The sequence below is a fragment of the Floridaenema fluviatile BLCC-F154 genome (assembly GCF_041929135.1).
Taxonomy (GTDB): Bacteria; Cyanobacteriota; Cyanobacteriia; order Cyanobacteriales; family Aerosakkonemataceae; genus Floridanema; species Floridanema fluviatile.
Genome location: NZ_JBHFNS010000094.1, coordinates 261046 through 284707, shown reverse-complemented (window position 1 = coordinate 284707; position 23662 = coordinate 261046). Strand labels below are relative to the sequence as shown.

At 40.8% G+C, this 23662-nt stretch carries 24 protein-coding genes and 1 pseudogene; 11 read left to right on the top strand and 14 right to left on the bottom strand.

Annotated features, from left to right (window positions below; translation table 11 throughout):
• Positions 1-24: 24 nt before the first annotated feature.
• From ACE1B6_RS30195 to ACE1B6_RS29480, 3 genes and pseudogenes are all read right to left on the bottom strand, one after another.
• Positions 25-147: pseudogene (locus ACE1B6_RS30195) on the bottom strand (DUF427 domain-containing protein); the annotation flags it as partial.
• Positions 148-161: 14 nt separating this feature from the next.
• On the bottom strand, positions 162-665 hold the full coding sequence (locus ACE1B6_RS29485; RefSeq protein WP_413260871.1) for a hypothetical protein: 504 nt from the start codon (positions 663-665) through the stop codon (positions 162-164).
• A 235-nt stretch (positions 666-900) separates the two neighbouring features.
• On the bottom strand, positions 901-2313 hold the full coding sequence (locus ACE1B6_RS29480; protein WP_413260870.1) for a hypothetical protein: 1413 nt from the start codon (positions 2311-2313) through the stop codon (positions 901-903).
• A gap of 167 nt (positions 2314-2480) precedes the next feature.
• Here ACE1B6_RS29480 and ACE1B6_RS29475 point away from each other — a divergent pair, with 167 nt between their 5' ends.
• Entirely contained in the window at positions 2481-2876 is a 396-nt protein-coding gene (locus ACE1B6_RS29475; protein WP_413260869.1) for a helix-turn-helix domain-containing protein, read from the top strand.
• A gap of 86 nt (positions 2877-2962) precedes the next feature.
• Here the strand turns inward: ACE1B6_RS29475 and ACE1B6_RS29470 are convergent, their stop codons facing one another.
• From ACE1B6_RS29470 to ACE1B6_RS29460, 3 genes are all read right to left on the bottom strand, one after another.
• Positions 2963-3439, bottom strand: a complete 477-nt coding sequence (locus ACE1B6_RS29470) for a DUF29 domain-containing protein (RefSeq protein ID WP_413260868.1) — start codon at positions 3437-3439, stop codon at positions 2963-2965.
• Between the two features lie 155 nt (positions 3440-3594).
• A complete protein-coding gene (gene rpsU / locus ACE1B6_RS29465; RefSeq protein ID WP_413260867.1) occupies positions 3595-3771 on the bottom strand; it encodes a 30S ribosomal protein S21 in 177 nt (58 codons plus the stop codon).
• A gap of 237 nt (positions 3772-4008) precedes the next feature.
• Positions 4009-4314: an RNA recognition motif domain-containing protein gene (locus tag ACE1B6_RS29460; RefSeq protein ID WP_413260866.1), complete on the bottom strand. Its 306-nt coding sequence runs from the start codon at positions 4312-4314 to the stop codon at positions 4009-4011.
• Positions 4315-4525: 211 nt separating this feature from the next.
• Between ACE1B6_RS29460 and ACE1B6_RS29455 the strand changes: the two genes are divergently transcribed.
• Positions 4526-4801 (top strand): DUF6464 family protein, encoded by a 276-nt coding sequence (locus ACE1B6_RS29455; RefSeq protein ID WP_413260865.1) that lies wholly within the window; start codon positions 4526-4528, stop codon positions 4799-4801.
• A gap of 123 nt (positions 4802-4924) precedes the next feature.
• Here the strand turns inward: ACE1B6_RS29455 and ftsH2 are convergent, their stop codons facing one another.
• The 3 genes from ftsH2 to sppA all read right to left on the bottom strand — a co-directional run bounded on the left by ftsH2 (position 4925) and on the right by sppA (position 8698).
• Positions 4925-6817 carry an ATP-dependent zinc metalloprotease FtsH2 gene (gene ftsH2 / locus ACE1B6_RS29450; RefSeq protein WP_413260864.1) on the bottom strand — a complete coding sequence of 631 codons (1893 nt, stop codon included), beginning with the start codon at positions 6815-6817 and terminating at the stop codon, positions 4925-4927.
• A 474-nt stretch (positions 6818-7291) separates the two neighbouring features.
• On the bottom strand, positions 7292-7687 hold the full coding sequence (aroH, locus tag ACE1B6_RS29445; RefSeq protein WP_413260863.1) for a chorismate mutase: 396 nt from the start codon (positions 7685-7687) through the stop codon (positions 7292-7294).
• A 189-nt stretch (positions 7688-7876) separates the two neighbouring features.
• Complete coding sequence (gene sppA, locus ACE1B6_RS29440) at positions 7877-8698, bottom strand: signal peptide peptidase SppA (protein WP_413260862.1); 822 nt, start codon at positions 8696-8698, stop codon at positions 7877-7879.
• 490 nt (positions 8699-9188) lie between these two features.
• Between sppA and ACE1B6_RS29435 the strand changes: the two genes are divergently transcribed.
• A complete protein-coding gene (locus ACE1B6_RS29435; RefSeq protein ID WP_413260982.1) occupies positions 9189-10214 on the top strand; it encodes a DMT family transporter in 1026 nt (341 codons plus the stop codon).
• A 235-nt stretch (positions 10215-10449) separates the two neighbouring features.
• Here the strand turns inward: ACE1B6_RS29435 and ACE1B6_RS29430 are convergent, their stop codons facing one another.
• Positions 10450-12927 (bottom strand): ATP-dependent Clp protease ATP-binding subunit, encoded by a 2478-nt coding sequence (locus tag ACE1B6_RS29430; protein WP_413260861.1) that lies wholly within the window; start codon positions 12925-12927, stop codon positions 10450-10452.
• A 226-nt stretch (positions 12928-13153) separates the two neighbouring features.
• Here ACE1B6_RS29430 and ACE1B6_RS29425 point away from each other — a divergent pair, with 226 nt between their 5' ends.
• The gene (locus ACE1B6_RS29425; protein ID WP_413260860.1) at positions 13154-13363 is read left to right on the top strand and encodes a DUF433 domain-containing protein; all 210 of its coding nucleotides are present in this window, start codon (positions 13154-13156) and stop codon (positions 13361-13363) included.
• A gap of 6 nt (positions 13364-13369) precedes the next feature.
• On the opposite strand, the gene ACE1B6_RS29420 is transcribed toward ACE1B6_RS29425, so the two are convergent.
• Positions 13370-14275, bottom strand: a complete 906-nt coding sequence (locus tag ACE1B6_RS29420; RefSeq protein WP_413260859.1) for a pentapeptide repeat-containing protein — start codon at positions 14273-14275, stop codon at positions 13370-13372.
• A gap of 697 nt (positions 14276-14972) precedes the next feature.
• On the opposite strand from ACE1B6_RS29420, the gene ACE1B6_RS29415 reads away from it, so the two are divergent.
• Positions 14973-15683 (top strand): hypothetical protein, encoded by a 711-nt coding sequence (locus tag ACE1B6_RS29415; RefSeq protein WP_413260858.1) that lies wholly within the window; start codon positions 14973-14975, stop codon positions 15681-15683.
• Positions 15684-15789: 106 nt separating this feature from the next.
• On the opposite strand, the gene ACE1B6_RS29410 is transcribed toward ACE1B6_RS29415, so the two are convergent.
• The gene (locus ACE1B6_RS29410) at positions 15790-16119 is read right to left on the bottom strand and encodes a winged helix-turn-helix transcriptional regulator (protein ID WP_413260857.1); all 330 of its coding nucleotides are present in this window, start codon (positions 16117-16119) and stop codon (positions 15790-15792) included.
• A 109-nt stretch (positions 16120-16228) separates the two neighbouring features.
• On the opposite strand from ACE1B6_RS29410, the gene ACE1B6_RS29405 reads away from it, so the two are divergent.
• From ACE1B6_RS29405 to ACE1B6_RS29390, 4 genes are all read left to right on the top strand, one after another.
• Positions 16229-16927, top strand: a complete 699-nt coding sequence (locus ACE1B6_RS29405) for a pirin family protein (protein ID WP_413260856.1) — start codon at positions 16229-16231, stop codon at positions 16925-16927.
• 79 nt (positions 16928-17006) lie between these two features.
• Positions 17007-17387, top strand: a complete 381-nt coding sequence (locus ACE1B6_RS29400) for a hypothetical protein (protein WP_413260855.1) — start codon at positions 17007-17009, stop codon at positions 17385-17387.
• A gap of 74 nt (positions 17388-17461) precedes the next feature.
• A complete protein-coding gene (locus ACE1B6_RS29395; RefSeq protein ID WP_413260854.1) occupies positions 17462-18043 on the top strand; it encodes an NADPH-dependent FMN reductase in 582 nt (193 codons plus the stop codon).
• A gap of 106 nt (positions 18044-18149) precedes the next feature.
• Positions 18150-18833 carry a Uma2 family endonuclease gene (locus tag ACE1B6_RS29390; protein WP_413260853.1) on the top strand — a complete coding sequence of 228 codons (684 nt, stop codon included), beginning with the start codon at positions 18150-18152 and terminating at the stop codon, positions 18831-18833.
• Positions 18834-19084: 251 nt separating this feature from the next.
• Here the strand turns inward: ACE1B6_RS29390 and aroF are convergent, their stop codons facing one another.
• On the bottom strand, positions 19085-19939 hold the full coding sequence (gene aroF / locus ACE1B6_RS29385) for a 3-deoxy-7-phosphoheptulonate synthase (protein WP_413260852.1): 855 nt from the start codon (positions 19937-19939) through the stop codon (positions 19085-19087).
• A 448-nt stretch (positions 19940-20387) separates the two neighbouring features.
• Here aroF and ACE1B6_RS29380 point away from each other — a divergent pair, with 448 nt between their 5' ends.
• Positions 20388-20510, top strand: a complete 123-nt coding sequence (locus tag ACE1B6_RS29380) for a hypothetical protein (RefSeq protein ID WP_413260851.1) — start codon at positions 20388-20390, stop codon at positions 20508-20510.
• Between the two features lie 67 nt (positions 20511-20577).
• On the opposite strand, the gene ACE1B6_RS29375 is transcribed toward ACE1B6_RS29380, so the two are convergent.
• Positions 20578-20772 (bottom strand): hypothetical protein, encoded by a 195-nt coding sequence (locus tag ACE1B6_RS29375; RefSeq protein ID WP_413260850.1) that lies wholly within the window; start codon positions 20770-20772, stop codon positions 20578-20580.
• Between the two features lie 445 nt (positions 20773-21217).
• Here ACE1B6_RS29375 and ACE1B6_RS29370 point away from each other — a divergent pair, with 445 nt between their 5' ends.
• Positions 21218-23656, top strand: coding sequence for a response regulator (locus tag ACE1B6_RS29370; RefSeq protein ID WP_413260849.1), 2439 nt, complete (start codon positions 21218-21220; stop codon positions 23654-23656).
• The last annotated feature ends 6 nt before the right edge of the window (positions 23657-23662 follow it).

Here is a 23662-nt window from a genome sequence, read left to right as displayed (position 1 = left end):
GACGTTATACAATGTCTCTACAATCTACCAACCCATTGTTCCCGGTTCTCCTTTAAATGGGCCTACAATATCTTTGGTTATCCATCCACCATAGAACCCGCCCGCTTGTGGTTGAACTAATTTGTCATCAACATAAATTGATGGAAGAGTCTAATGGTGAACTATCTGGGTGAAATTGGAAAACCGTTTCGAGGAGTGCAGCTATTACAGACTTGACCATCAGGATCATACCATTTCCCGTCGTTGGGCAAATAAAAGAATCCATTTCGGGTTCTAGGTGGATTTGGAAAACCATTGGCAGGCGTACAGGTGTTACAAATTCTTCCATCGGGTGCAATCCATTTGCGTGCTTGTGCATTCCAATAAATCTGTCCTGTTCTCCGGTAAGCAGATTGCCGAGGAGTCTCTTCTAACCGGACGAAAACATTCCGGGAATTGAAAAAGCAGCGTCCAGACTGGCCTGTACTCCTAATACGCCAAGATAGATATGCTCCTTGTTCTGCTGTAATTGAAACGTCTGCACGATTGGTATCAAAACGGTTCATGACTTCATTTTTGCACCAGTTTCCCCTCTGTTCGCGTGTGTAGTTCTGTGCCCAGGATGGAGAAACAGCAACGATCGTTAGAATACCAACAGCCCCAATTCGGTGTAAGTTAGCTAGCATTCCCATACTCACTCCATAACTAAAGCGTATAAAATGACGAAAATAGATAAGTAGTTTCACAGAACGAATTTATCTATAATAAACAAAAATTACATCCTTGTAGTCTATTTTGTCTAGTTTTAAGTTATACAAGTTAACTATAATTAATAAACTTGAGTGTCCCGCCAACCATTTTCGAGTTAAGAGAATGCGATCGCTCAAAAGAAATGTGGGGAAAAAGCGATCGCACCTACCTTTAACTAACAGCTACCAATTCCAAAGGTTCACTCGGAACAATAAACATTAACTCTGCACCTTCCGGTTTATCTTCATTAGCAGGAGTTAATTTTAGCCAATCATGAAAACTAATTCCTAGTTGACTAATAGCTTGAATTTCTGTTTGATAAGACTCAAAACGGCGATTAGTTTCCACCATAGATTCCATAACTTCTAAAGCTTGAGGAAGGCGTTTGTAAGCTTCTTTCTCAAATCTTCCTGTTAATGGAGTGGGATTTGCTCCAAATAGTCCCCATTTAATCTCACTACGATCTATAATTGCTGGTGGTAAAGAGGACAACCATTGCTTAGGATTCTCTATTAAGTTAACCAGATTTTCCCGTTGATTTTCAAAAACAGCATTTTCATCCAAAATGGGATCAATCCATTGATAAATTCTGGTTAATCTACGCAAATCAATTTCACCTTTGAACTGAGGATGTAAGTATACTGCGGGGTTAGAAGTAAGTAAAATATCAAGATATTTCCTAGTACGATCGCGAAGAACAGCTGCACCTTCTTGAAAGCGTCTAAGTGCTGTATCATATTCTTCTAATTCTAGGTAACAACGTACTTCAGCAAGGTAAGCTAAAGATAAAGTCAACAAAAACTCGTCAGTAATTGGGCTTTGTAACTCTATTTCCTGATCCACAAAATTAGTGTAAACAGGTTCAGCTTCTAGGAAGCGGTTGATAGCTTGCATTGCGCTAGATTCTCGTTTTTCAGCTTTGTTCATTGTAAAGGCATTAGCTGCTAAATTGATGGCTGCATGAAAATTTGCATAGAATCCAAGATCTATTTTGCGATTAATTTTGTTTAAAAGTTCCTCGACTTTTTTGAGCCTTTGTTCTAATTCTGTGATACGCTGATTTATGACAGCAAATCCCATTACTGAGACACCTAAACTAAGAACACTAGCAGCAGTAGTTACCTGCAAAATTCCTGAAGCTTGTTGTAAATTTTGCTCAATATTTCCTAATTGTTGCTCAAGGCTACCTATACGTTGGTTGACATTATTTATTCCTTTGCCTGTGAAGGCAGTATTAGCTATCAAACCAATTAAATTGGTTCCAGAAAGAGCAACATTTCCTAAACTGACTTGTGCAATACCATCTAATTGCTGACTAACATTAGCTAAACCTTTACCTGTAAAAGTGGTATTAGCCACTAAACCAGCTAGATTTGCACCTGAAAAAACAAGGTTAAGTAAATTAGGAGAAGCACTATTTGGTGGTGATGCTGGAGCAGTACCAGAAGTTAGTTCTCGTAGCATAGTGACAATTCGCCCGGTTGCAACTTCTCTAATTACACCGCCATATCGCTCAAACTCTCCACTCATCAGACCTTTCACAATCCAACTACCAAGTGTAAAGCTGACTGTAACTGCGTCCATATTCTTTTCCAAATCACTTCCATTTCAGTGGTGCATTTGCCCCACATTCATATCTGAGGAATTCCTGTATCCCTCTTTGGTAGTATTCCCAAATCTCAGCAAAAAGAAACTATCCTCCACCAACTTACCCACAAACTACCCGCCCGCAGAATTGATAGAATACTCAAATGCTGATTTCAAATGATTACATCGAATTACTTAAATCTTTTCCCCCGCGTCCCATAACTTCTGAAGAGGAATTAAGGGAAACTCAGAAAGTTATTGATTCGCTTTTAGATAAGGGGAAATTGAGTAAGGAAGAACGCGATTATCTTCATGTATTAGCTGCGTTAGTATATGACTACGAACAAAAACAAGAACCCATACCCGATATTTATGGAGTAGAACTTCTTAAGGTTTTGCTAGAAGAATTCGACTTACGGCAAAAAGATCTTGTACCAATTTTTAAAACTGAGTCTATTGTTTCTGATGTACTCAGTGGAAAGCGACAACTAACCACTAGACACATAGAAGAATTAGCCAAATTCTTTCATGTTTCGCCAGCTGTCTTTTTTCCAGGTTAGCGAGTGTATTATTCTCAATTTTCAGCAAGAAAACGATACGTGCTACGCACACGCTACGCGATCGCACTCTCCCCCAAAAGCACACATCAATTCAACAAATCTGCATCAGAATCCAGTAGAATTCCCGGTAAGAAATCAGGGTTTTCTAATTCTTCCCATTTGTAAGAAACTTCAGTGGGAAAATCTCGAAGTTTCATTCCTGTTTCTTTAGCAGCTAAAATCACGGCATCTTCGTAACTATCTGCGATCGCATCTGGTAAATAAGGCTTTAAACTGGGACTTTCTTTTAAAAGTCGCCGAATCGCACAACGTTGTTCACGAATCGTTAAATACCAACTTCTAGATCTATAATCAGTTTGATATTCCCACTTTAATAAATGTGCAATTAAAACTATTAACCGATTTACTAATTCTCGCCTCTCTTGTTTCCCCAAAGAATCAATTTCCTCAATCAAATTCTCAATATCAAGATTATTTAAATCACCTTGACGCAATAACTCTACCTGTTTTTGCGTCCAAGCATAAAAATCAGTTTCGTATAAATTGACAAGTGGAAGCTTCATACTTTCTTCCTCAGATGGCTTTATACCTATTTAATTCTACTTAGAAATCGCTAGAGTGTTTCCTGGTTTTGCACAAAAAACGATCGCACTCTCCAAACAACCATTTTCCAGTTCAGAGAGTGCGTGACTACAATTAATTAACCAAAAAGTATTAACTAAAACCGTTTTTTCCGTCTTCTAGAATCAGCCTTGCGCTTGCGTTTTTCTGGAGGCGTTTCAAAGTGACGCAGACGCTTAATATCAGAAAAAATTCCGGCTTTGGAGACTTGACGCTTAAACCGACGCAACGCCGATTCCAGCCCTTCATTTTCCCCTACAATAATTTGGGTCATCCTGACTACTCCTAAGCTTCGGTGAATTATCAGACACTTACTTAGCATCCTTGATCGGCGTAAATGGGAGAAAAAAGAGATTTTTGTGACTACACTAAAGAAACCCACTTACTTATCAAAACCTGAAAATGGAGAAGCATTCCGTCTTGCTATACTTATCTGAAAAATCAGAAGCGCAAACGAAATGCCCCTGAACAGAAAATTTTAGTTTAATAAAAGCTTGATTAGCTTTTTACCTTAGTAGCGATTACGATTATTAAATCCGCCACGACGGTTGTCGCCATAGCGACTACCACGGTCTTCACGAGGCTTAGCTTTATTTACTTTCAAGCTACGCCCCATCCATTCCGCACCATCTAGTGCTTCTATGGCAGCAGTTTCTTCCGCTTCCGATGACATTTCCACGAAAGCAAAGCCACGCATCCGACCAGTTTCACGGTCAGTAGGTACTTGAACCCGCTTTACCGCGCCATATTCAGCAAATACGCTATTAAGGTCGGCTTCTGTGACTTCGTAGGATAAATTCCCTACATAAATAGACATTGGTTCTCTCCTGAATCAGGTATTGCAGAGATTACGATTCGGAGAGTCGCTTGTGAGTACTAACAACAAACAGTGTCACCGAATTTCATCATCGACCGATATTTTAGCACATGATATGTGTGAATTTGTCAAGGGAAACTCTTCCCAGACCGCAATTTTTTCGGCAAAATATCCTAAAAGTGAGCCAATTTGAAAATGGCAGGCTGGTAGCGTGTTCCAAACGTTGATAATATTCCTCATAGGTTTAATTCCGCCCATAATCTCCCTCTGGGTAATCCGCCAAGCCGAAGCTAGAGGACGAGAAAGGTTGAGAGTGGCTATAGAAAGAGCCTCTTTTACTGCCTTAATTGTGCCGCCCCAACCGGAAAATCAAGATTATATTGGTGACACCAGCTGTAAATTTAATGCGCGATCGCCCCATTTACGCTGTGCCATCAATCCTCATGGGCCATGTGAAGATTGTATTCATTATCAGATGAGGGATTAGGGACTGGGGACTGGGAAAGTTTTTAGGACTTACGCACTCTCAGCCTGAAACCCCGATCCCCAAAATAAAAAAAAATAGGGATGACTTCCATCATCCCTATTTATTCACCTAGAGCTTCAAACTTTATAACTGAGGAACGTATTCTTCTTTCTCAGGAACAACAGTGTACTCAGCAACAATTTGGCGGAACTCTTCACCTTCGATCGTTTCTTTTTCGACCAGAAGATCTACCAAGCGATCGATAACCGAGCGATGATCGCGCATAATTTGCTTAGCATCTTCATAACATTGACTGACGATCGCTCTTACTTGACCATCCACACGAGAAGCAATTTCCTCAGAATATTCGGAACGATTCATCAAGTCCCGTCCTAAAAATACCTCACTGCTTTGACCTTCCAAAGACAACGGCCCCAAATCAGACATACCCAAACGAGTTACCATTTGTCTAGCCATGCCAGCGACCTGTTGCAAATCACCACCAGCACCAGTAGTCACCTCTGCATCTCCGAAAATAATTTCTTCCGCAGCGCGACCACCCAAAGCACCAGTAATTCTTGCCTTCAGTTGGGCTCTAGAAATCAAACCTTGTTCCTCACTAGGAGTAAACCAAGTCAAACCTCTAGCTTGTCCTCTAGGAATCAAAGTCACCTTTTGTACTGGGTCATGGTCTTTCAACAAAGTCCCAACAATAGCGTGACCAACTTCGTGATAAGCAATTAACCGTTTAGTTTTGCTATCTACCAAAGGAGTACCTTCCATTCCAGCAACCACACGGTCAACCGCATCGTTGATTTCCAACATGGTAATGCCTTCTTTGCGCCGTCTGGCGGTCAAAATTGCCGCTTCATTCAGCAAATTCGCCAAATCTGCGCCTGTAAACCCTGGAGTTCTGCGAGCGATCGCCTCTAAAGAAACTTCATCAGATAACTTCTTATTCCGGGCATGAACTTCCAGAATTTCCAAACGTCCTTTAATATCAGGAGCATCCACAGTTACTTGGCGGTCAAAACGTCCCGGACGCAACAAAGCTGAATCAAGTACATCAGCGCGGTTAGTAGCGGCAATGATGATAATACCTGTATTACCTTCAAAACCGTCCATTTCCGTGAGCAACTGGTTTAAAGTTTGCTCTCTTTCATCGTTTCCGCCACCGATACCCGTACCCCGCATTCTCCCGACGGCATCAATTTCATCGATGAACACCAAGCAGGGAGCGTTTTCTTTCGCTTTTTTGAACAAGTCACGGACACGGGAAGCACCCACACCGACGAACATTTCCACGAACTCAGAACCGGAAATACTGAAGAAAGGAACCCCAGCTTCCCCAGCAATAGCTTTAGCTAACAGAGTTTTTCCTGTTCCCGGAGGGCCAACTAAGAGTACACCTTTGGGAATTCTCGCACCAACAGCACTAAAGCGTTCTGGTTGCTTCAAGAAAGTAACAACTTCTTGCAGTTCTTCTTTTGCTTCTTCAATGCCTGCGACATCATCGAATTTAATTCCGGTTTTCGCTTCCATCATGAAGCGGGCGCGAGATTTACCGAAATTCATCGCTTGTCCTGGCCCACCGGGAATGTTGCTGGAACGACGGAACAAAAAGAACAATCCGGCAATCAATAAAATCGGGAATACCAAGTTACCTAATAATCCCCAAATTGCGCCATCGTTTCGCATGGGATGGGCGGCGAAGCTAATGTTGGATTCTTTGAGTTTGGCTATTAATTCTGGAGCATTAGAAGGTAAATCTACTCGCCAGTGTTGTACTTGGGAGCCCAAAACTGGTTCTGGGTCGATTCCTTCAACAATAGCTGTCCGACCACCCTCATAGAGGTCAACGCTGGTAACTCGACCGGAATCTAAATATTCTAAAAATCGCCCATAGCTCATGCGGGTACTGGCAGTATTTCTGCCTGTATCGATCGCCGATGATGAGAATGCCCCTTGCCACAGGAAAAATCCTATGAGTAACGCAGGCAACATCCACAGTACTACGATTTTCCAGGAAGACTTCATAGTTGGGTGGCCTCTAAATGCAATTTAAACAAAATAGGTTCTCGATTACACGATTGACACTCTCACCGTCAAGCTGGCGCTGTAATGGGAGATTCCTGATTCAACGAGCAATGCTTTCTGATACAAGTACCAACGAGTCTTACTCACTCTCCACAGGCTTAACATTCCGTATGCCCTACGGTAGTTGATGCTTTAGCAGAAGGCAGAAGGCTGTAAATAAGCTTGGAAAAGCTGTTGACTGCGATCTGTACATCCGCTGTCCGGCACTAATGTCTTGTCAGAGTTAAAAGGCTTTCCTTAGAACGAAAGCGTGTAACAGCAAACAAATCTTAATTAAATTTAACTTATTTATCATAATTAGGGCAAGCTGGGGATTGGGGATTAGGGACTGGGGACTGGGACAAGGAGACAAAGGGAAATTAATTAACTCAAAAAACGAAGCTAAAAACTCAAAACTTTCCCAGTCCCCAGTCCCTAAAATTCTGCACTCAACAGCGAATTCCTTAAACTCCAGTCTGGTCTGAGGCTTTTGGCTTGACGGAGGTAGGGATGGTAAATTTCGATGGGATGGGGGACGTTGACGTGAATTAGGAAGCGGATGCAGAGTTCTAGTCCGCCTTCGACGTGCATTTGCTGGACATCTAGGAGGGGGACGTTTTGCCAGTGCGGGCGTTGACGGGCGATCGCAGCTGGGAAAATGGCATCTAGATCGCGTGTAGCGGAGAAAATGGCACTAATAATATCGTCAGGGTCAAAATTATTATGCGCTTCTAATTCGTCCAATAGTTCTGTTACTGCTTCGCTAATTGCTGTCACGGTATTTTCGGTGACAGTTGTCGCCCCACGAATTGCCTTAACTCGCCACTCCACGCAAAAATCCTCCTTAATTATCGAAACGAACAAAGTAGACAAACATTTTTTTTAAAGTTGACGATCGCAGAAAATAGCGATCGCTTATTTTTCTCATCATGACTGAAGCACTGCCGAAAAGTCAGCAGTGCCGTCAGCAATATTAACAAAACCTGAGATTGAACCTACAAAGTACCAAATTGTTTAAGTTTATGGTTTATATAGCCACAAGGGTTGACCACTTGTCTTTAGCTCAAATTCTAACCAATTCATGCCTGCGGATAAAGCGGTGCTTTCCTGTCTATCCCCAGAAATTAAACGACTGAACAAGGGTTTCTTTTCTTCAAAGTTGTAGCAGCGAGTTTTTTCTGGGTCAAGTCCTGCCAATTCTGCTGCCCAGCGACGGGCATCTTCTTCGGTTCCCAAACGATCGACAATGCCTAATTCTACGGCTTGTTGTCCGGTAAAAATCCGACCGTCAGCAAAAGTTTTTACTGAGTCTACTGTTAATTGCCTTGCTTCGGCAACGGTTTGGACGAATTGTTGGTAACTGGTATCGATTAGTTCTTGGAGGATATTTTTTTCTGGTTCGGTGAGTTCGCGATCGAAGGACAAAATATCTTTATAAGGGCCAGATTTAATCACTTTGAAGGAAACACCAATTTTATCCAACAGGCGTTCTAGGTTGTTTCCCCGCAAAATTACGCCAATGCTACCAGTAATTGTACCGGGGTTAGCCATAATATGCTGGGCACCCATGCCGATATAAACGCCACCAGAGGCGGAAATATTGCCAAAACTGGCGATAATTTTGACTTTTTCTTGTAAACGCTTCAGGGCACTGTAAATTTCTTGGGAATCTCCCACTGTACCCCCAGGACTGTCAATTCGCAGCAGTAGGGCAGGAAAACGCCTTTCTTCTACGACTTTTAGGGCTTCTAGCACTCTGTTGCGAGTTGCACCTGCGATCGCACCTGAAACTTCTATCCGGGCTATTTGTTTGCGAAACTTAGGCTTAAACGGCCAAATCATGAGTAATTAAGATTTATTGGTGATGATAGTTACTTCCTATCTTCAGTCTAAGCAGAAACCGGGGGATTGGGGGGATTGGGGAAACTCAAAACTCTGTAGGGGCGGGTTTTGTTGTTAATTCTTCTGCTAAGCTGTTACGCATTTAAATCACTTATTAACGAGTAGGGTGCGTCAGACGGTAAAGCCTATGTAGAAAGGAAAATATCTAAATCTGACGCACCCTACAATATGACTTTTAAATGCGTAACAGCTTATGACCAGAGATTTCTCTACTAAACCCGCCCCTACAACTCTTTCTTCTGCCTCTTTGTAATCTGCTTAACAGAACTATACAATTCTGTACAATCAAGATATTTATTAGAGATCTCCCAATCCAGAAATGAATTTAAAAGAAACGCAAATTGATTTAGAAAAAGGCTTTAATTTAGAATCTCCCACGGTGACGGATCGTGGAGAAACCGTTTTAAAAGGAGAAATCAACCGATTTAGAATGCCGTTTGCTTCTTTGCTGCTGATTGCGCCTTTTTTCCTTTGGGGGACGGCAATGGTGGCGATGAAAGGTGTAATGCCGCAGACGACACCTTTTTTTGTGGCAGGAGTGCGGTTAGTGCCGGCTGGGGTGTTTGTGTTACTTTTTTGTTTGTTTACTGGCAGATCTCAACCGCGGACTTTGTTAGCTTGGTTATGGATTACTTTGTTTGGGTTTGTTGATGCGGCGTTGTTTCAAGGTTTTTTGGCGGCAGGTCTAGTTCGCACTGATGCGGGTTTAGGTTCGGTGATGATTGATTCCCAACCTTTAGCTGTGGCAGTTTTGTCGCTGTTGATTTTTGGGGAAAAGATTGGTTTGTGGGGTTGGTTGGGTTTGGGAATAGGGGTTTTTGGGATTAGTTTAATTGGTTTGCCGAATGAATGGATTATGGGGCTGTTGCATCCTGCTAATAAAGATTTAGGATTAGGGATGCTGGCTGATTTCCCTCAAGAATTTACTGACGTTAAAGTTGTAATCTCCAGTTTGTTCGATCGAGGTTTGTGGTTGATGCTGCTAGCGGCGTTGTCGATGGCGATGGGAACAGTAATTTCTCGGTTTGTTAGTCGCCATGTCGATCCTGTGGTAGCGACGGGTTGGCACATGATTTTAGGTGGTATACCTTTGTTTGCGCTTTCGGCTATTCGGGAAACTCAGCAGTGGCAAAATTTGGATTTTTCTAGTTGGATGGCTTTGAGTTATGCGACGATTTTTGGTAGTGCGATCGCTTATGGTCTATTCTTCTACTTTGCTTCTCGTGGTAGTTTAACTAGTCTCAGTTCGCTAACTTTTCTAACTCCGGTATTTGCATTATTGTTTGGTAATCTTTTCCTTTCCGAAATGCTACAACCTCATCAATGGTTAGGTGTTAGCTTAACTTTAGTGAGTATTTACTTAGTAAATCAGCGAGATAAATTGAGTAAGTTGCTAAAACTTCAACCTGCTACGGAGATAGAGGACAAGGTAGGAGGAAATAAGGAAACTTTTTAACCCGTACTTCCTGCTAAATCCAGTAAATTATCTAGTAAAGAGGTCATCTTTTTTTGCCTTTCTTGGTGATTTTATCCCCTTCTTCTTCTTCTCTTCGCGTTCTTTGCGTTCTTTGCGGTTCAAAATAAGACTGAATTTTTACCACAAATAAACCCAGATGAACACAGATGGGATAATTATTTGTACAAAAAATCCCCCAGTACTACTACCAGGGGGAAACTAACAGTGCAAAGCTTTAACCAACAGGTTGCAGAACTAAATTACGCTGTTTCTCTGCGGTGACAACTACCTCGCCATCTTCGCCAATATCAATAACAGCAGTATCACCGTCTTGAACGCGACCTGATAGCATTGCTTCCGCTAAACTATCTTCTAAAAGTCGCATAATTACCCGTCTTAATTCTCTGGCACCGTAACCAGGATTGTAACCTTCTAGGACTAAGCGATCGCTAAATCTCTCAGTCACATTCAAGCTAATTCCCTGTTCGCTTAACCGAGAAGAAATCTCGCGCAACATAATGCCAGCAACTTGCTTAATTTCATCCTTAGTTAACTGACGGAAGACGATAATTTCATCAATTCGGTTGAGAAATTCAGGACGGAAATATTGCTTAAGTTCATCATTTACCAAATTGCGAACTCGATTATAATTCGCTTCACCTAGATTTTCGGCAAACTCAAAACCTATTCCACCACCACCTTTTTCAATCACCTTAGAACCGATGTTTGAAGTCATAATTAACAAGGTATTCTTGAAGTCTACCGTGCGACCTTTGGCATCGGTTAAACGACCATCATCTAACAGTTGTAACAAGGTATTGAAGACATCGGGGTGAGCTTTTTCAATCTCATCAAACAACACCACCGAGTAAGGTCTGCGGCGTACTGCTTCGGTTAATTGACCGCCTTCATCGTAACCGACGAAACCTGGAGGCGAACCAATTAATTTAGAAACAGTGTGAGCTTCCATATATTCGGACATATCGACGCGAATCATCGCTTCTTCAGAACCGAATAAATAAGCGGCTAATGCTTTGGCTAATTCGGTCTTGCCAACTCCGGTAGGGCCTGAGAAAATGAAACTGGCGATCGGACGTTGAGCATTTTTCAACCCAACTCTAGCGCGACGAATCGATTTCGCAACTGCTGTCACCGCTTCATCTTGACCGATCAAACGTTCATGCAAAGTATCTTCTAAATGTAACAGCAATTCGGATTCGGTTTCTGTTAGTTTGCTAACCGGAACACCAGTCCAAGCTGCTACGATTTGGGCGATATCTTCTTCATCTACGATCGGCATTGCTTCAGGATGAATTGGCTGATTTTTGTTGTCAGCGATCGCTTTTAGTTGAGCTTCTAACTCCATTTCCCGATCGCGCAATTCGCCAGCTTTCTCAAAATCTTGCTGTCTGACAAATTCTTCTTTCTCTTTGGTAACTTGCCGCAATTCTTGCTTCAATTCCTTAGTTCCAGAAGATTGAGAATTTCTGAATCTAACGCGAGAACCAGCTTCATCAATCAAATCAATTGCTTTATCGGGAAGGAAGCGATCGGAAATATAACGATCGGAAAATTTCGCCGCCGAAACTAACGCTTCATCCGAGATTTTTACCTTATGATGTTGTTCATAAGCAGAACGCAAACCATATAAAATCTCGATCGTTTCTTCTACAGAAGGTTCGCCGACCATTATTGGTTGAAAACGACGTTCTAAAGCAGCATCTCTTTCAATATGCTTGCGATATTCATCTAAAGTTGTCATTCCCATACATTGCAATTCACCTCTTGCTAATGCAGGTTTAAGTAAATTAGCAGCATCCATACCGCCTTCCACACCACCTGCACCTACTAAAGTGTGAACTTCGTCAATTACCAAAATGATATTTCCACCTTGACGAACTTCATCAAGAATTGCTTTGATGCGTTCTTCAAAATCACCGCGAAAACGAGTTCCCGCAACTAAAGAACCCATATCCAAACTATAAACCTGCTTGTCTTGCAGCATTTCCGGGATATCTTCGTTAGCGATGCGTTGTGCTAAACCTTCTGCGATCGCAGTTTTACCAACTCCCGGTTCTCCAATCAAAACTGGATTATTCTTAGTCCGACGACCTAAAATTTGCACAGCGCGTTCAATTTCTTTTTCCCGACCAACAACCGGATCTAACTTACCTTCAGCGGCTAATTTCGTTAGGTTACTTGCAAATTCATCCAAGGTTGCAGTCTTCGTTCTACCACGAGAAAATCCTTGCTGTCTACCACCAGGAGCAACGGTAGCTACATCTCCCAGCATCTTGATAATCTCGTTGCGAAGCATGGCAATGTCAACACCCAAATTTTCCAACACTTTAACTGCAACTCCAGCTTCTTCCTGAATAATTGCCAGCAGTAAGTGTTCAGGGCCAATGTAATTATGTCTTAATTGACGAGCTTCTTGATAAGCTTGCTCAAAAACCCGCTTAACCTTTGGGGTGAAGGGAATTTCTCTGGGGACGAAACGACTACCCCGACCAAGAATTTTTTCTACTTCTCTACGTGCTTTTTCCAGAGTAACGCCATTATCTTTCAGGACTATAGCAGGTACTCCGGTTCCTTCTCCAATCAACCCCAGGAGAATTTGCTCGGTTCCCACGAGGTTGTGTCCCAGGCGACGCGCTTCTTCCTGAGCTAGCATTACTGCTTTAACTGCTTTGTCTGTAAAGTACTCAAACATAAGTGGGCTTACCTCGCCGAGCGTTCAATAATTATGGATGAATCTTCATCCTGCTGTGTGAACTTTTGTGTACTGATTAAAGGTTAGCTCTCTGGGCTGAGGAATAGCAGTCGTGAGAACCGTATGTTATCAGGGTAGTTGCCGCAAGCTAGAAGGTAGAGGGCAGAAGGCAGAAGGGAAGACAAGAAAGGCTAAACTGAGGAAAAAAATTAAAGTTAAGTTTGTTATGAGTTATCGCAACATCATTACCATTGAACCAGGCAAGCGTGGTGGAAAACCCTGCATTAGAGGAATGCGAATTACAGTTTATGATGTTTTAGGTTGGTTAGCAGCAGGGATGTCTCATGCAGAAATTTTGGATGATTTTCCTGAGTTGACTGAAGAAGATATCAGAGCGTGTTTAGAATTTGCTGCTGACAGCAGAGACAGAATGTAATTTTAATTATTTTTGTAATGAAGCCGGAACATCTGAGTCTGGCAAGTCTCGAAAAATAGCTCCACGACTACGTAAATTTGTCTTGTCTTCTTCCTTTAACCCACGGTTGTTTCCAAAGATTGCTCCTTCTACAATCACGCTACTGAGGTCAGTTTCGCTGAGATCAGCACCAATAAGGTTAGCGTAGCTAAGAATGGTGTTAAAAAGATTGCTCCCACAAAGGTCAGCCCTATTTAGGTTAACTCCATTGAGATTAGCTTCTTGAAGGTCTGCTCCGCTAATGTCAGCCCCCATAAAGTTGGTTCCACTAAAGTCTGCTCCGCGAAAGTTAGCTCCAGTAAGTTCAGCCAACAAAAAATTAGAGTCATTAAGCTTGGCTCTGCTGAAGTCAACTTCGCTAAGGTGAGATCTGCTAAAGTTAACCTCAATCTCAATCAGGTAAGCTTCACTGAAATCTGCTCCACTAAGGTGTGACCAACTAAAATTAGCTTCGCTGAGATTGGCTCTGCTGAAGTTAGTCTCGCTAAGGTTGGCTCTGCTAAGATTAGCACCAGTGAGATTAGCCTCCTGCAAGCTAGCTCTACTAAGGTGTGAATGTCGGAGGTCTGCATACGTAAGATCTGCACTCATAAGATTAGCTTCACGCAAGTTAGCTCCACGCAAGTTAGCCTCAGAGAGGTCAACCCCAAAGAGGTTAGCTTCTCGTAGGTTAGCTCGACTAAGATCTATTTCTAAACTTGCTTCTTGTTTCCACTCATTCCATTCGCTAACACTTCGTCGAAGAATTTCTAATTGAGCATCTTTGGTTATTAGAGTGCGCCTCTGTTGAGCTAATTCTTCCTCTGTTAATTCATCAAATTCCTCGTTGGTATCTGAGCCTTGAAAATTCTGCCTATACTCATCCAGAGCCACCAAAAAAACACTAAAAAAAGCGTAAGTAGCTAACCAAGAAGATGGTGGGGAACCCTTGGTTACTAATAAAAGAACTATAAAGCCTAAAAAAACAAAGAGTATCTGCCTGATTAAAGATTGAAGCCACGGAAACATTAGTAAGTTAGGGATTACCCGCACGTTTACCTCCCTTCTTGATAAAAAGTTGGTTCAAATCTGTCAAAAAGCGACTGATGATCCGACCTGCCAGAACGAACCAAAGGCAAAAGTCTGAAGCAACGATAATGAAACACGCATAACGATTAACTCCTAACGGGCTTTCGAGCATACAAGCATCAAACCCTGAAAACTCCTTACCCAGAATCCATTTTCCAATTAAGCTTGGAATCTGGAGTAGCAAACTGAGTGCGATCGCATCCCGTATAGATTCACATAGAGTTTTCCATAGATCTCCCATTACAGCCTTGCCAATGACATCAATAGGATCAAAGATTACGGCTAAGACTTTCTCTGTCTTTTTGCGTGGAGTTAGGTGCTTCTTCGGTGGAGATGATCTAGGGGGAACCTGTGATGAGGACATTAGCGCAAACGAAAACTTTCCTTCAGTTTACCCCCACACTGACTGTTTTTAGGCTTATAACAGTAATAAAAGTTTTTCTTCCAATGCTCTCTAAGTGTGGAAGGGTAACTCAAAATTGTCATCACAGAACAATGAACTATGGCTAAAGTAATAAAAGCAACGGACATTAAATGGGCTTTCAACAAATTGATAGATACTGATCCAATTCAAGGTTTTCTTCATAATCTTTGTATATTTGTTGGCGAAATCATCAGAAGTGATGAGATAGGACTGATTGTTTTCCGAGGACAACCAACTCTAATGGTTCGGATTCATAAAATTGATTTTGAGACTGAAGGAAACTATGTTGAAATGATTAATTTCAAAGGTTCAAAATTAAAAGAAATGTTGATGGATTTCAATATCAATAATAATAAGCCTACAATAATTTTTTCAGGCTTTGAAGTGTTCTGCTACCGTCCAAAACCTGAAAAACCTTATCATCCTAAAATGTATCTTACATATAATCGAGCTAGAGAAAAAGCGTCAAGGATATTATATATAATGTTTATATTGGGAGTAGCTCCAGGTATGAATACCTGTATTAAATTTGCTCAAGTTGATGAAAAGACTTCTAAAAAGTTCTATGACAAAGTATCTAATAAAGAACAACATTCTGACGAAATCCAAAGTTTAGAAACAGCTATAGACAATTGGATAGCAGAATTTTACACAGACGAAATTGGCTCCAAACAGTATAAAACCAAAAACCGATATCCCCTAGCTCCTAAACCTCTCCAAGGTTGTGAACTCTGCGTTATAACTTCAGATGATGATGGTAGTTTTATCTTTTACCAAACAGAAGTTTGAAAAATGTAGACACTAGTTACAAATTTTCAAGTTGTTTACTAGGAGATAGCGATAAAGTAGGCATAAATAAGTATTATGCTACATAAGTATTTTATTATCTTCGTTACTATCTCTTCTCCAAATACTTCAACCCCCACTCGTGCATAGCATCAAGAATTGGCTTTAATGTTTCCCCCAATTCGGTCAGCGAATACTCGACTTTCGGCGGCACTTGTAAATAAACATGACGATTAATAATTCCATCTTGCTCTAATTCTCTTAACTGCTGTGTCAACATTTTCTGAGTAATTCCATGCAAAGCTCGGTGTAGTTCTCCGAACCTTTTGATACCAGTAAAAAGTTCTCGTAAAATCAATACTTTCCAACGTCCGCCTATCACTTTTAAGGTGATTTCTACCGAACAAGATAACCTTTCTGAAGTATCTAAACTTTCCATAGTAACTTTTTGGGAACTATCTTACTTTAAAGTGCATACTTTTCATTCTAGCGTTATAGGTTCTAAAGTAGATATAGAAATAAAACGCAGTAAGTAACAGGAAATTACTATGATTACCATCCGCCCAGCAGAGGAAAGAGGACACGCAAATCACGGCTGGCTTGATAGTTATCACTCTTTTTCTTTCGCTTCTTACTATGACCCTAATTTTATGGGATTTCGTCATTTACGAGTGATAAATCAAGACCGAGTTGCACCGGGAATGGGTTTTGGTACGCATCCTCACAAAGATATGGAAATTGTTTCTTATGTGGTTGAAGGTGCATTAGAACACAAAGATACGATCGGTACTAGTTCGGTAATTCGTCCCGGTGAAGTGCAAAGAATGAGTGCGGGCACTGGAATTGCTCACAGCGAGTACAATCATTCTGAAACTGAGCCTGTGCATTTTCTACAAATTTGGATTTTGCCGAATGAAAAAGGTTTAAAACCAGGTTATGAACAAAAAATGTTTGCTGATGAAGAAAAGCGTGCTCAACTGCGCTTAGTTGCTTCTGGCGATGGTAGAAATGGTTCTGTTACCATTCACCAAAATGTGGATCTCTACGCTAGTTTACTCGAATCGGGCGAACAGGTGGTGCATAATCTGGAACCACAGCGCCATGCTTGGGTACAAGTAATCAAAGGGCAAATTATGCTCAATGATTTACCTTTGAAAGCTGGTGATGGTGCGGCTATTAGCGAGGAAAATCGTGTGGCTATTGAGGCAACCAATTCTGTTGAATTTTTGTTATTTGATTTAGCCTAAGATTAGGTACGTTGTTGCGCTTTGGCGCTAAAGCGCAACAACGTACCTCAGTCTACTATTTTTCACGGGATTAACAAAAATGATGCAATTTACTAAGTTAGGTTTAACTACTGTTTTAGTGGGAAGTTTTTGGGGTGTTTTAACTCTGGGAAATTTCGCTAAGGCTGATTTAATTGCTCAAACTACTGATTTACAAGAAGTACAACAGCTGATTCAACAAAATCCTGCTTTAACTCAACAAGCACAACAGTTACTACTGGAAAATCCAGAGTTAGTTCTAATGTTGGTGCAACAATTAGTAGAATCAAACCCACAGTTGCTTGAACAACTTGAAAGTAATCCGCAACTTGTACAACAGGTGGGAAGTCAAAATCAGCAACTAATTCGGTTGTTACAGCAGAATCCTAAGTTGGTACAACAATTGCAACAAATTATTCAAAATTCTCGCCAAAGGCGATGATTTGATTATAGTATAATTGCTCTGGGTAATTTAAAATTACTCACTCACAAACCGATCGCAAAGGAATAGGATTTATGGCTTATAGGCCCAAAATTTTGGCATTTGCAGGTAGCACTCGCACGGATTCTTATAATAAGAAATTAGTCCAAGTTGCTGCTAATGGTGCGCGTTCAGTGGGTGCGGAGGTGACTTATATTGATTTGCGTGATTTTCCAATGCCGCTGTTTGATGAAGATTTAGAAAAGGAGGAGGGAACACCGGAAAGTGCGCGAAAGTTTAAGGAGTTAATGATTGCTCATGATGGGCTTTTGATTGCTTGTCCTGAGTATAATAGTTCGATTACTCCGGTTTTGAAAAATGCGATCGACTGGGCTTCGCGTCCTGGGGAAAATACTCCTCCTTTGGCGGCTTTTGTGGATAAGGTAGCGGCGATTATGAGTGCTTCTCCTGGTGCTTTGGGGGGTTTGCGGGGGTTGGTGACTGTGCGATCGATCTTAGGTAACATTAAAGTAATTGTTCTCCCCGATCAAATCGCTGTTCCAAAAGCTTATGAAGCTTTCAATTATGATGGCAGTTTGGTAGATCCAAAACAACAAGAATCAGTGGAAAAACTCGGCGCAAATGTCGCCAACGTAGTCGCAAAATTAAAAGCATGATTTAGGTTTGTAGTAAGCACTTCAGTGCTAAAATGCTGAAGCGTTTACTACGAACTGATATATAAAATAAGCTATAATTTACTAAAACCATTTCAATATTAGTACCATGACTGCATCAATTACCACAGTCAGCGAAAAAAATGCAAAAATTCTGCATCATTGGCAACCCGCTACTTGGGAAGATTATTTACTTTATCGGGACGATCGAACTAATAACAGGATGCGGCTATTTTTCCATGAAAACTATATTTTGGTAATTGATATGGGTTGGGAAGGAATCAATCACGCTACTATCAATGAACTGTTTTCTATGTTATTCATTCTCTGGTTTATCCAAAAACCAGAACAGATATTTAGTTCGTTAGGAGGTTGCTTATTAGAAAAAGCGCCAAAACAAGCAGGTGCGCCAGATTTAGTGCTTTATTTGGGTGATGATTATCCGCGATGGACAGAAGGTGAACCGCGTCGAATTGATTTGAATCGGTGGCGAGTACCTAATTTAATTGGCGAGGTTTCTGATACGACTTTGGCAACGGATTTGGATCAGAAGAAAAGGCTTTATGCTGATATGGGAATTTCTGAATATTGGGTGATTGATGTTCAATGTTTAAGGGTTTTTGCGTTTCAGTTGGATGCAAATGGGAAGTATCGGGAATGTGATTCTTCTTTGGCTTTGGCAGGTTTACCTATTTCTTTGTTAGCGCAAACTTTGGGGCGGTTGAAAGAGGGAACTAATGGTAGTGCTGCGGCTTGGTTTGCTCAACAAATTGCTAGTTTGAAAATAGCTTAGGCTTTTTTTAACCGCAGATGAACGCAGATGAACGCAGATGGGATTTTTGGTTGGTGTCTGAGATTTGGCTTTTTTTACCACAGATGTCCACAGATAAACACAGATAAACACAGATGGGGTTATTGGTTGGTGTCTGAAATTTGGCTTTTTACGACAGATTTAGGTTCAGTGAAAGAAACCCGGTTTCTTGAAGAAACCGGGTTTCTGAAAGTTACGAAATAAAAATAGGATAGACTTTGCCTATCCTATTTCTATGCTGCTAAAAGTTGTGGTTGGTTTTTTGAGGTTGGGATTCTTTTGCCGATCGCTTCTGCTACAGGTCTTATACTTTTTACTAGTTGCACCATGTCTTCTAGGGAAAGGGCTTGACGGGCATCGGAAACGGATTTTTCGGGTTCTGGATGACATTCTATGATTAATCCGTCTGCACCACAAGCGATCGCAGCTTTCGCTAAAGGCGCAACTAATTCCCGCTTTCCAACTGCGTGCGATGGGTCTACAATTACGGGCAAGTGAGTTAGTTGTTTTAGTGCGGCTACTGCTCCTAAATCTAAGACGTTTCTCGTATAATTGTCGAAGCTGCGAATACCTCTTTCACAAAGTACTACGTCGGGGTTTCCGTGACTTAAAATGTATTCGGCGGCGTTGATGAATTCTTCAATTGTTGCGGCTAAACCTCGTTTTAATAAAATTGGTTTTCCAGCTTGTCCTAATGCTTTTAATAAGTCGAAGTTTTGCATATTTCGGCTGCCAATTTGCAGCATATCGGCATAAGCGGCGACGGTTTCAATTTGACTAATTGACATTACTTCGGTGACAACTGGTAAATTATAACGCTCTCGAATTTGCGTGAATATTTTCAATCCTTCCTCACCTAAACCTTGGAAGGAGTAGGGGGAGGTGCGAGGTTTGTAAACTCCACCGCGTAATGCTTGCACTGAGTTAACTAAATGACTGGCGACTTGTTCCATTTGGGTTAAATTTTCGACTGCACATGGCCCACCAATAATTATTAATTCTTTGCCGCCTATTTGTACTTCATCTGTTAGTTTGACAATGGTTTGTTGGTTGAGTTCGGTTTGGGATGCTAGGGTTGCGTTGAACATTGGTTTTCTCCTTAATGAAAAAGTGTGGTTAATAAAAAACCCGGAACCTTATTTCATGTTCCGGGGGTGGTTGTCAAGTTGGCGACAGGACTTATTTACCCGGAACTGTTTCTGGGCCAAAAATAAAATCCATAAAACCAACTGAAAAGTGATGTAGTCATTGTGATTGAACTGTCCTGCAATAAACAAAAAACCGCAGATTTTTTGATCTGCGGTTCACCGGGTTGGTTCCAAGCGTTCTTGGATCACTCTCGGTGAACCGCTGGATACCAAAAATAAAAGTAATAAGATTTGTTTAACATTTTGTTTGCTTTGAGATACTTGGCTCGAAACTGAAATATAAATGCTTACTCTATGAAGTTAGCAGAGATGTTTGTCAGCGTCAAGCTCCTATGGGGAATTTATTCATTTTGGCTAGAAATGAGTTTTTTTCCGGGAATTTCCCAGGATGATGGAAATAATTCACGATCGCTCTAAAGTTAACCAAACATTTCTCGACTTCCACTTTAGTCGGGTTTCCCATTTTTTGGCAATTTTACGCCAAGAGGCAGGCTTTCTCGGTAAAAAATAGTTGTGATAGATGCGATCGATTGTCTGACTCATGATTTTACTTTTTGTAGAAGACACTCACTAAATTTTTATGCCGTTAAACACTCTTTAAATGAAGGCTTTAAAGATGCAACTAACAAATCTCTACCCAGAGATGGAATCAAACTGGGAACTTTTTGTTCTAGTAAGGGCATTTCACTCCAGCAATGGCGACAAAACCAATAAACTTGATGGTTTCGGACGTGGCGAAGCATTTTGTGGGAACAACAAGGACAGTTATTCATAGTAGTTTGTTACCTAAAAAAATTAAAGCAACTAATGAGTCGGAACTGAACTTTCTGGATAAGTTTGTAAAGAAAATTGATAACGGTTTTAGAGTCTGAAAAATTTGTGAAATATCTGTGAATCTGTAACATTCTTATACAAAAGTTAAATACCTGTAATTTTACCTACTGCGAGCGAACGAAAAAATGCGGAAGCACTTAATAGCAGAGATTTAGCGGTTTTTAGCAGTTATTCTTAATTTTCACAAAAACCACATAAATTTCTTACATATTTTTGATAGCTTAGAATCATTCAAATTCTTACTAACCTTCAGTAAGCTGGAAGCTTGGTGCATTCTTACAAATTGCTTCCACATCTGCGTCAAAACAAAATTATGGCATAGAAAATTAATAAATCAAGCTTTTAGCTACTGAATCAAGCAGACAAATTGGAGTAAATAAATTTGTGAAGATTCTTTTAGTAGAGGACGATCAAAGCTTGGCTAACTTGCTACAAACAACATTAAACTGGCAGCAGTATCAAGTTGATACGGCGGTTGATGGTCAACAAGGATGGGAGTTAGCTGAGGTGTTTCAGTATGATTTAATTTTACTGGATGTAATGTTGCCTAAACTTGATGGAATTACTTTTTGCCAACAGTTACGGACGGGAGGAAATTTTGCGATTCATCTTCCTAATCAAGAAACTCCAGTGTTATTAATGACCGCAGTAGATACGGTAACTAATAAAGTTATGGGTTTAGATGCGGGGGCAGATGATTATTTGGTAAAACCGATTAATTTAGATGAGTTGTTAGCACGAATTCGGGCTTTGGGGCGGCGAGGTCAGGTGCAGCGATCGTCTACATTACAGTGGGGAGATTTGCAGTTGTATCCGAAAAACTGTGATGTGCGAGTTGCTGGAAATCCAGTTTCTCTGACTCTGAAAGAATATCAATTGTTGGAATTATTTTTACGTTATCCCGATCAAATATTTAGTCAAAGTAGATTGATTGAACAACTTTGGGGACAGCATGAAACGCCAACGGAAAATGCGGTACGGGCGCAAATTAAAGGTTTGCGGCAAAAGTTGAAGCAAGCTGGAGTTAAAGATATTATTGAAACAATTTATAAGTTAGGATACCGATTACTGCGACCACATCCCGATAATAATCATCAGCAGAATTCTTTACCTGTAATTCCTGCTGCTACTAAGGCTGCATCTGTTAATTTTCCTTCCTCAGATCTTTGGGAAATTTGGCAAGAATGTCGCGAATCTTATATCGATCGCCTTACCATTATCGAAGAAGCGGTAACAGCATTAAAAACAGGCAATTTGACCAAGGAATTACAACAGAAAGCAGAAAGAGAAGCACATACTTTCGTTGGCTCGTTAGGTAGTTTCGGCTTGGAAGAAGCTTCCCAAATATCTCGCCAAATCCAGCAAGTTTTCCAACAAGAATCACCTTTAGGAAATTCTGAAGCTAAACAATTAAGAGGATTATTGAAGAAATTACGCGGGGAAATGACTGGAGATTATAAGATAGAAATAACTCAGAAAATCCCGAAAAATAAAACTGCTTATGTTGACTCTGCTTCGGCTAATTTGCTGATAGTTGATGATGATTTAATATTGGCTCAAAATTTAGCATCGGAGGCGGTTACTTGGGGAATTCAGGCGGAAGTAGCAACTAATATACAGCAAGCGAAAAATTTAATTTTAAAGCAAGAACCAGATGTTGTGTTACTGGATTTAAACTTTGCAGAAATTGACGAAAGTGGGTTAGATTTTCTGGCGGAATTGCACAGAGATTATCCAGAGATTTCGGTTGTTGTATTTACGGCTAGGGATCAATTGAACGATCGCGTCCAAGCTGCTAGATTAGGTAGTAAGGGCTTTTTACAAAAACCGATCGCACCTTCTCAAGTATTAGCAGCGATCAGCCAAACTTTGCAACAATCCCATCAAGCTCTATCCAAACTATTAATTGTTGATGACGATCCCCAAATCCTTAAAATATTACAAAATTTTCTCGAACCGGAAGGTTATGATTTAATCCTCTTAGACAATCCCTTAAGATTTTGGGAAATTTTAGAACAAACTGTTCCTGATTTGTTGATTCTCGATGTAGAATTACATGGTTGTCCTACAAGTAATGGAACTTCTCAAAATGCGGAATTAAATGGTTTTGACCTTTGCCAAATTATCCGAAACGATCCCCAATGGCACAATTTACCAATTCTGTTTTTATCTGCTCATACTGATTCCGAAACAGTTTTACAGGGATTTGAGGCGGGTGCAGATGATTTCCTACATAAACCAATTGTGCCTACAAATCTGTTAATTCGGGTGAGAAAAAGGTTAGAACAGGGAAAAATGCGCCGCCAAACTGAATTAGATTCATTAACAGGAGTGAGTAATCGTGGCAAATCTATGCAAGATATTACTCGTTTATTGCGTTTAGCGGTTCGTCAGCAACAACCTTTTAGTTTAGCTGTATTAGACTTAGATCAATTCAAGTTAGTGAACGATCGGTACGGACATGAAATGGGCGATCGCGTTCTTAACTATTTTGGGCAATTGCTCAGTCAATCATTTCGTCGGGAAGATGTGGTTGGGCGCTGGGGAGGAGAAGAGTTCGTCGTAGGAATGTATGGAATTTCTAAGGAAAATGGCGTAAAACGGATAACTAAAATGCTCAATACCCTAAGAAAAATTAAATTTACCGCCAGAGATGGCAGTGAATTTCAAGTAACATTTAGTGCTGGAATTTCTCAACTTATAGAAGATGGAGAGGATTTACAAACGCTTTACCGTTCTGCCGATCGAACACTTTATCAAGCTAAAATTCAAGGGAGAAATCGAATATTAGCAACTGAATTCGGAAAGCAATTTTTGAATTAAAATCTT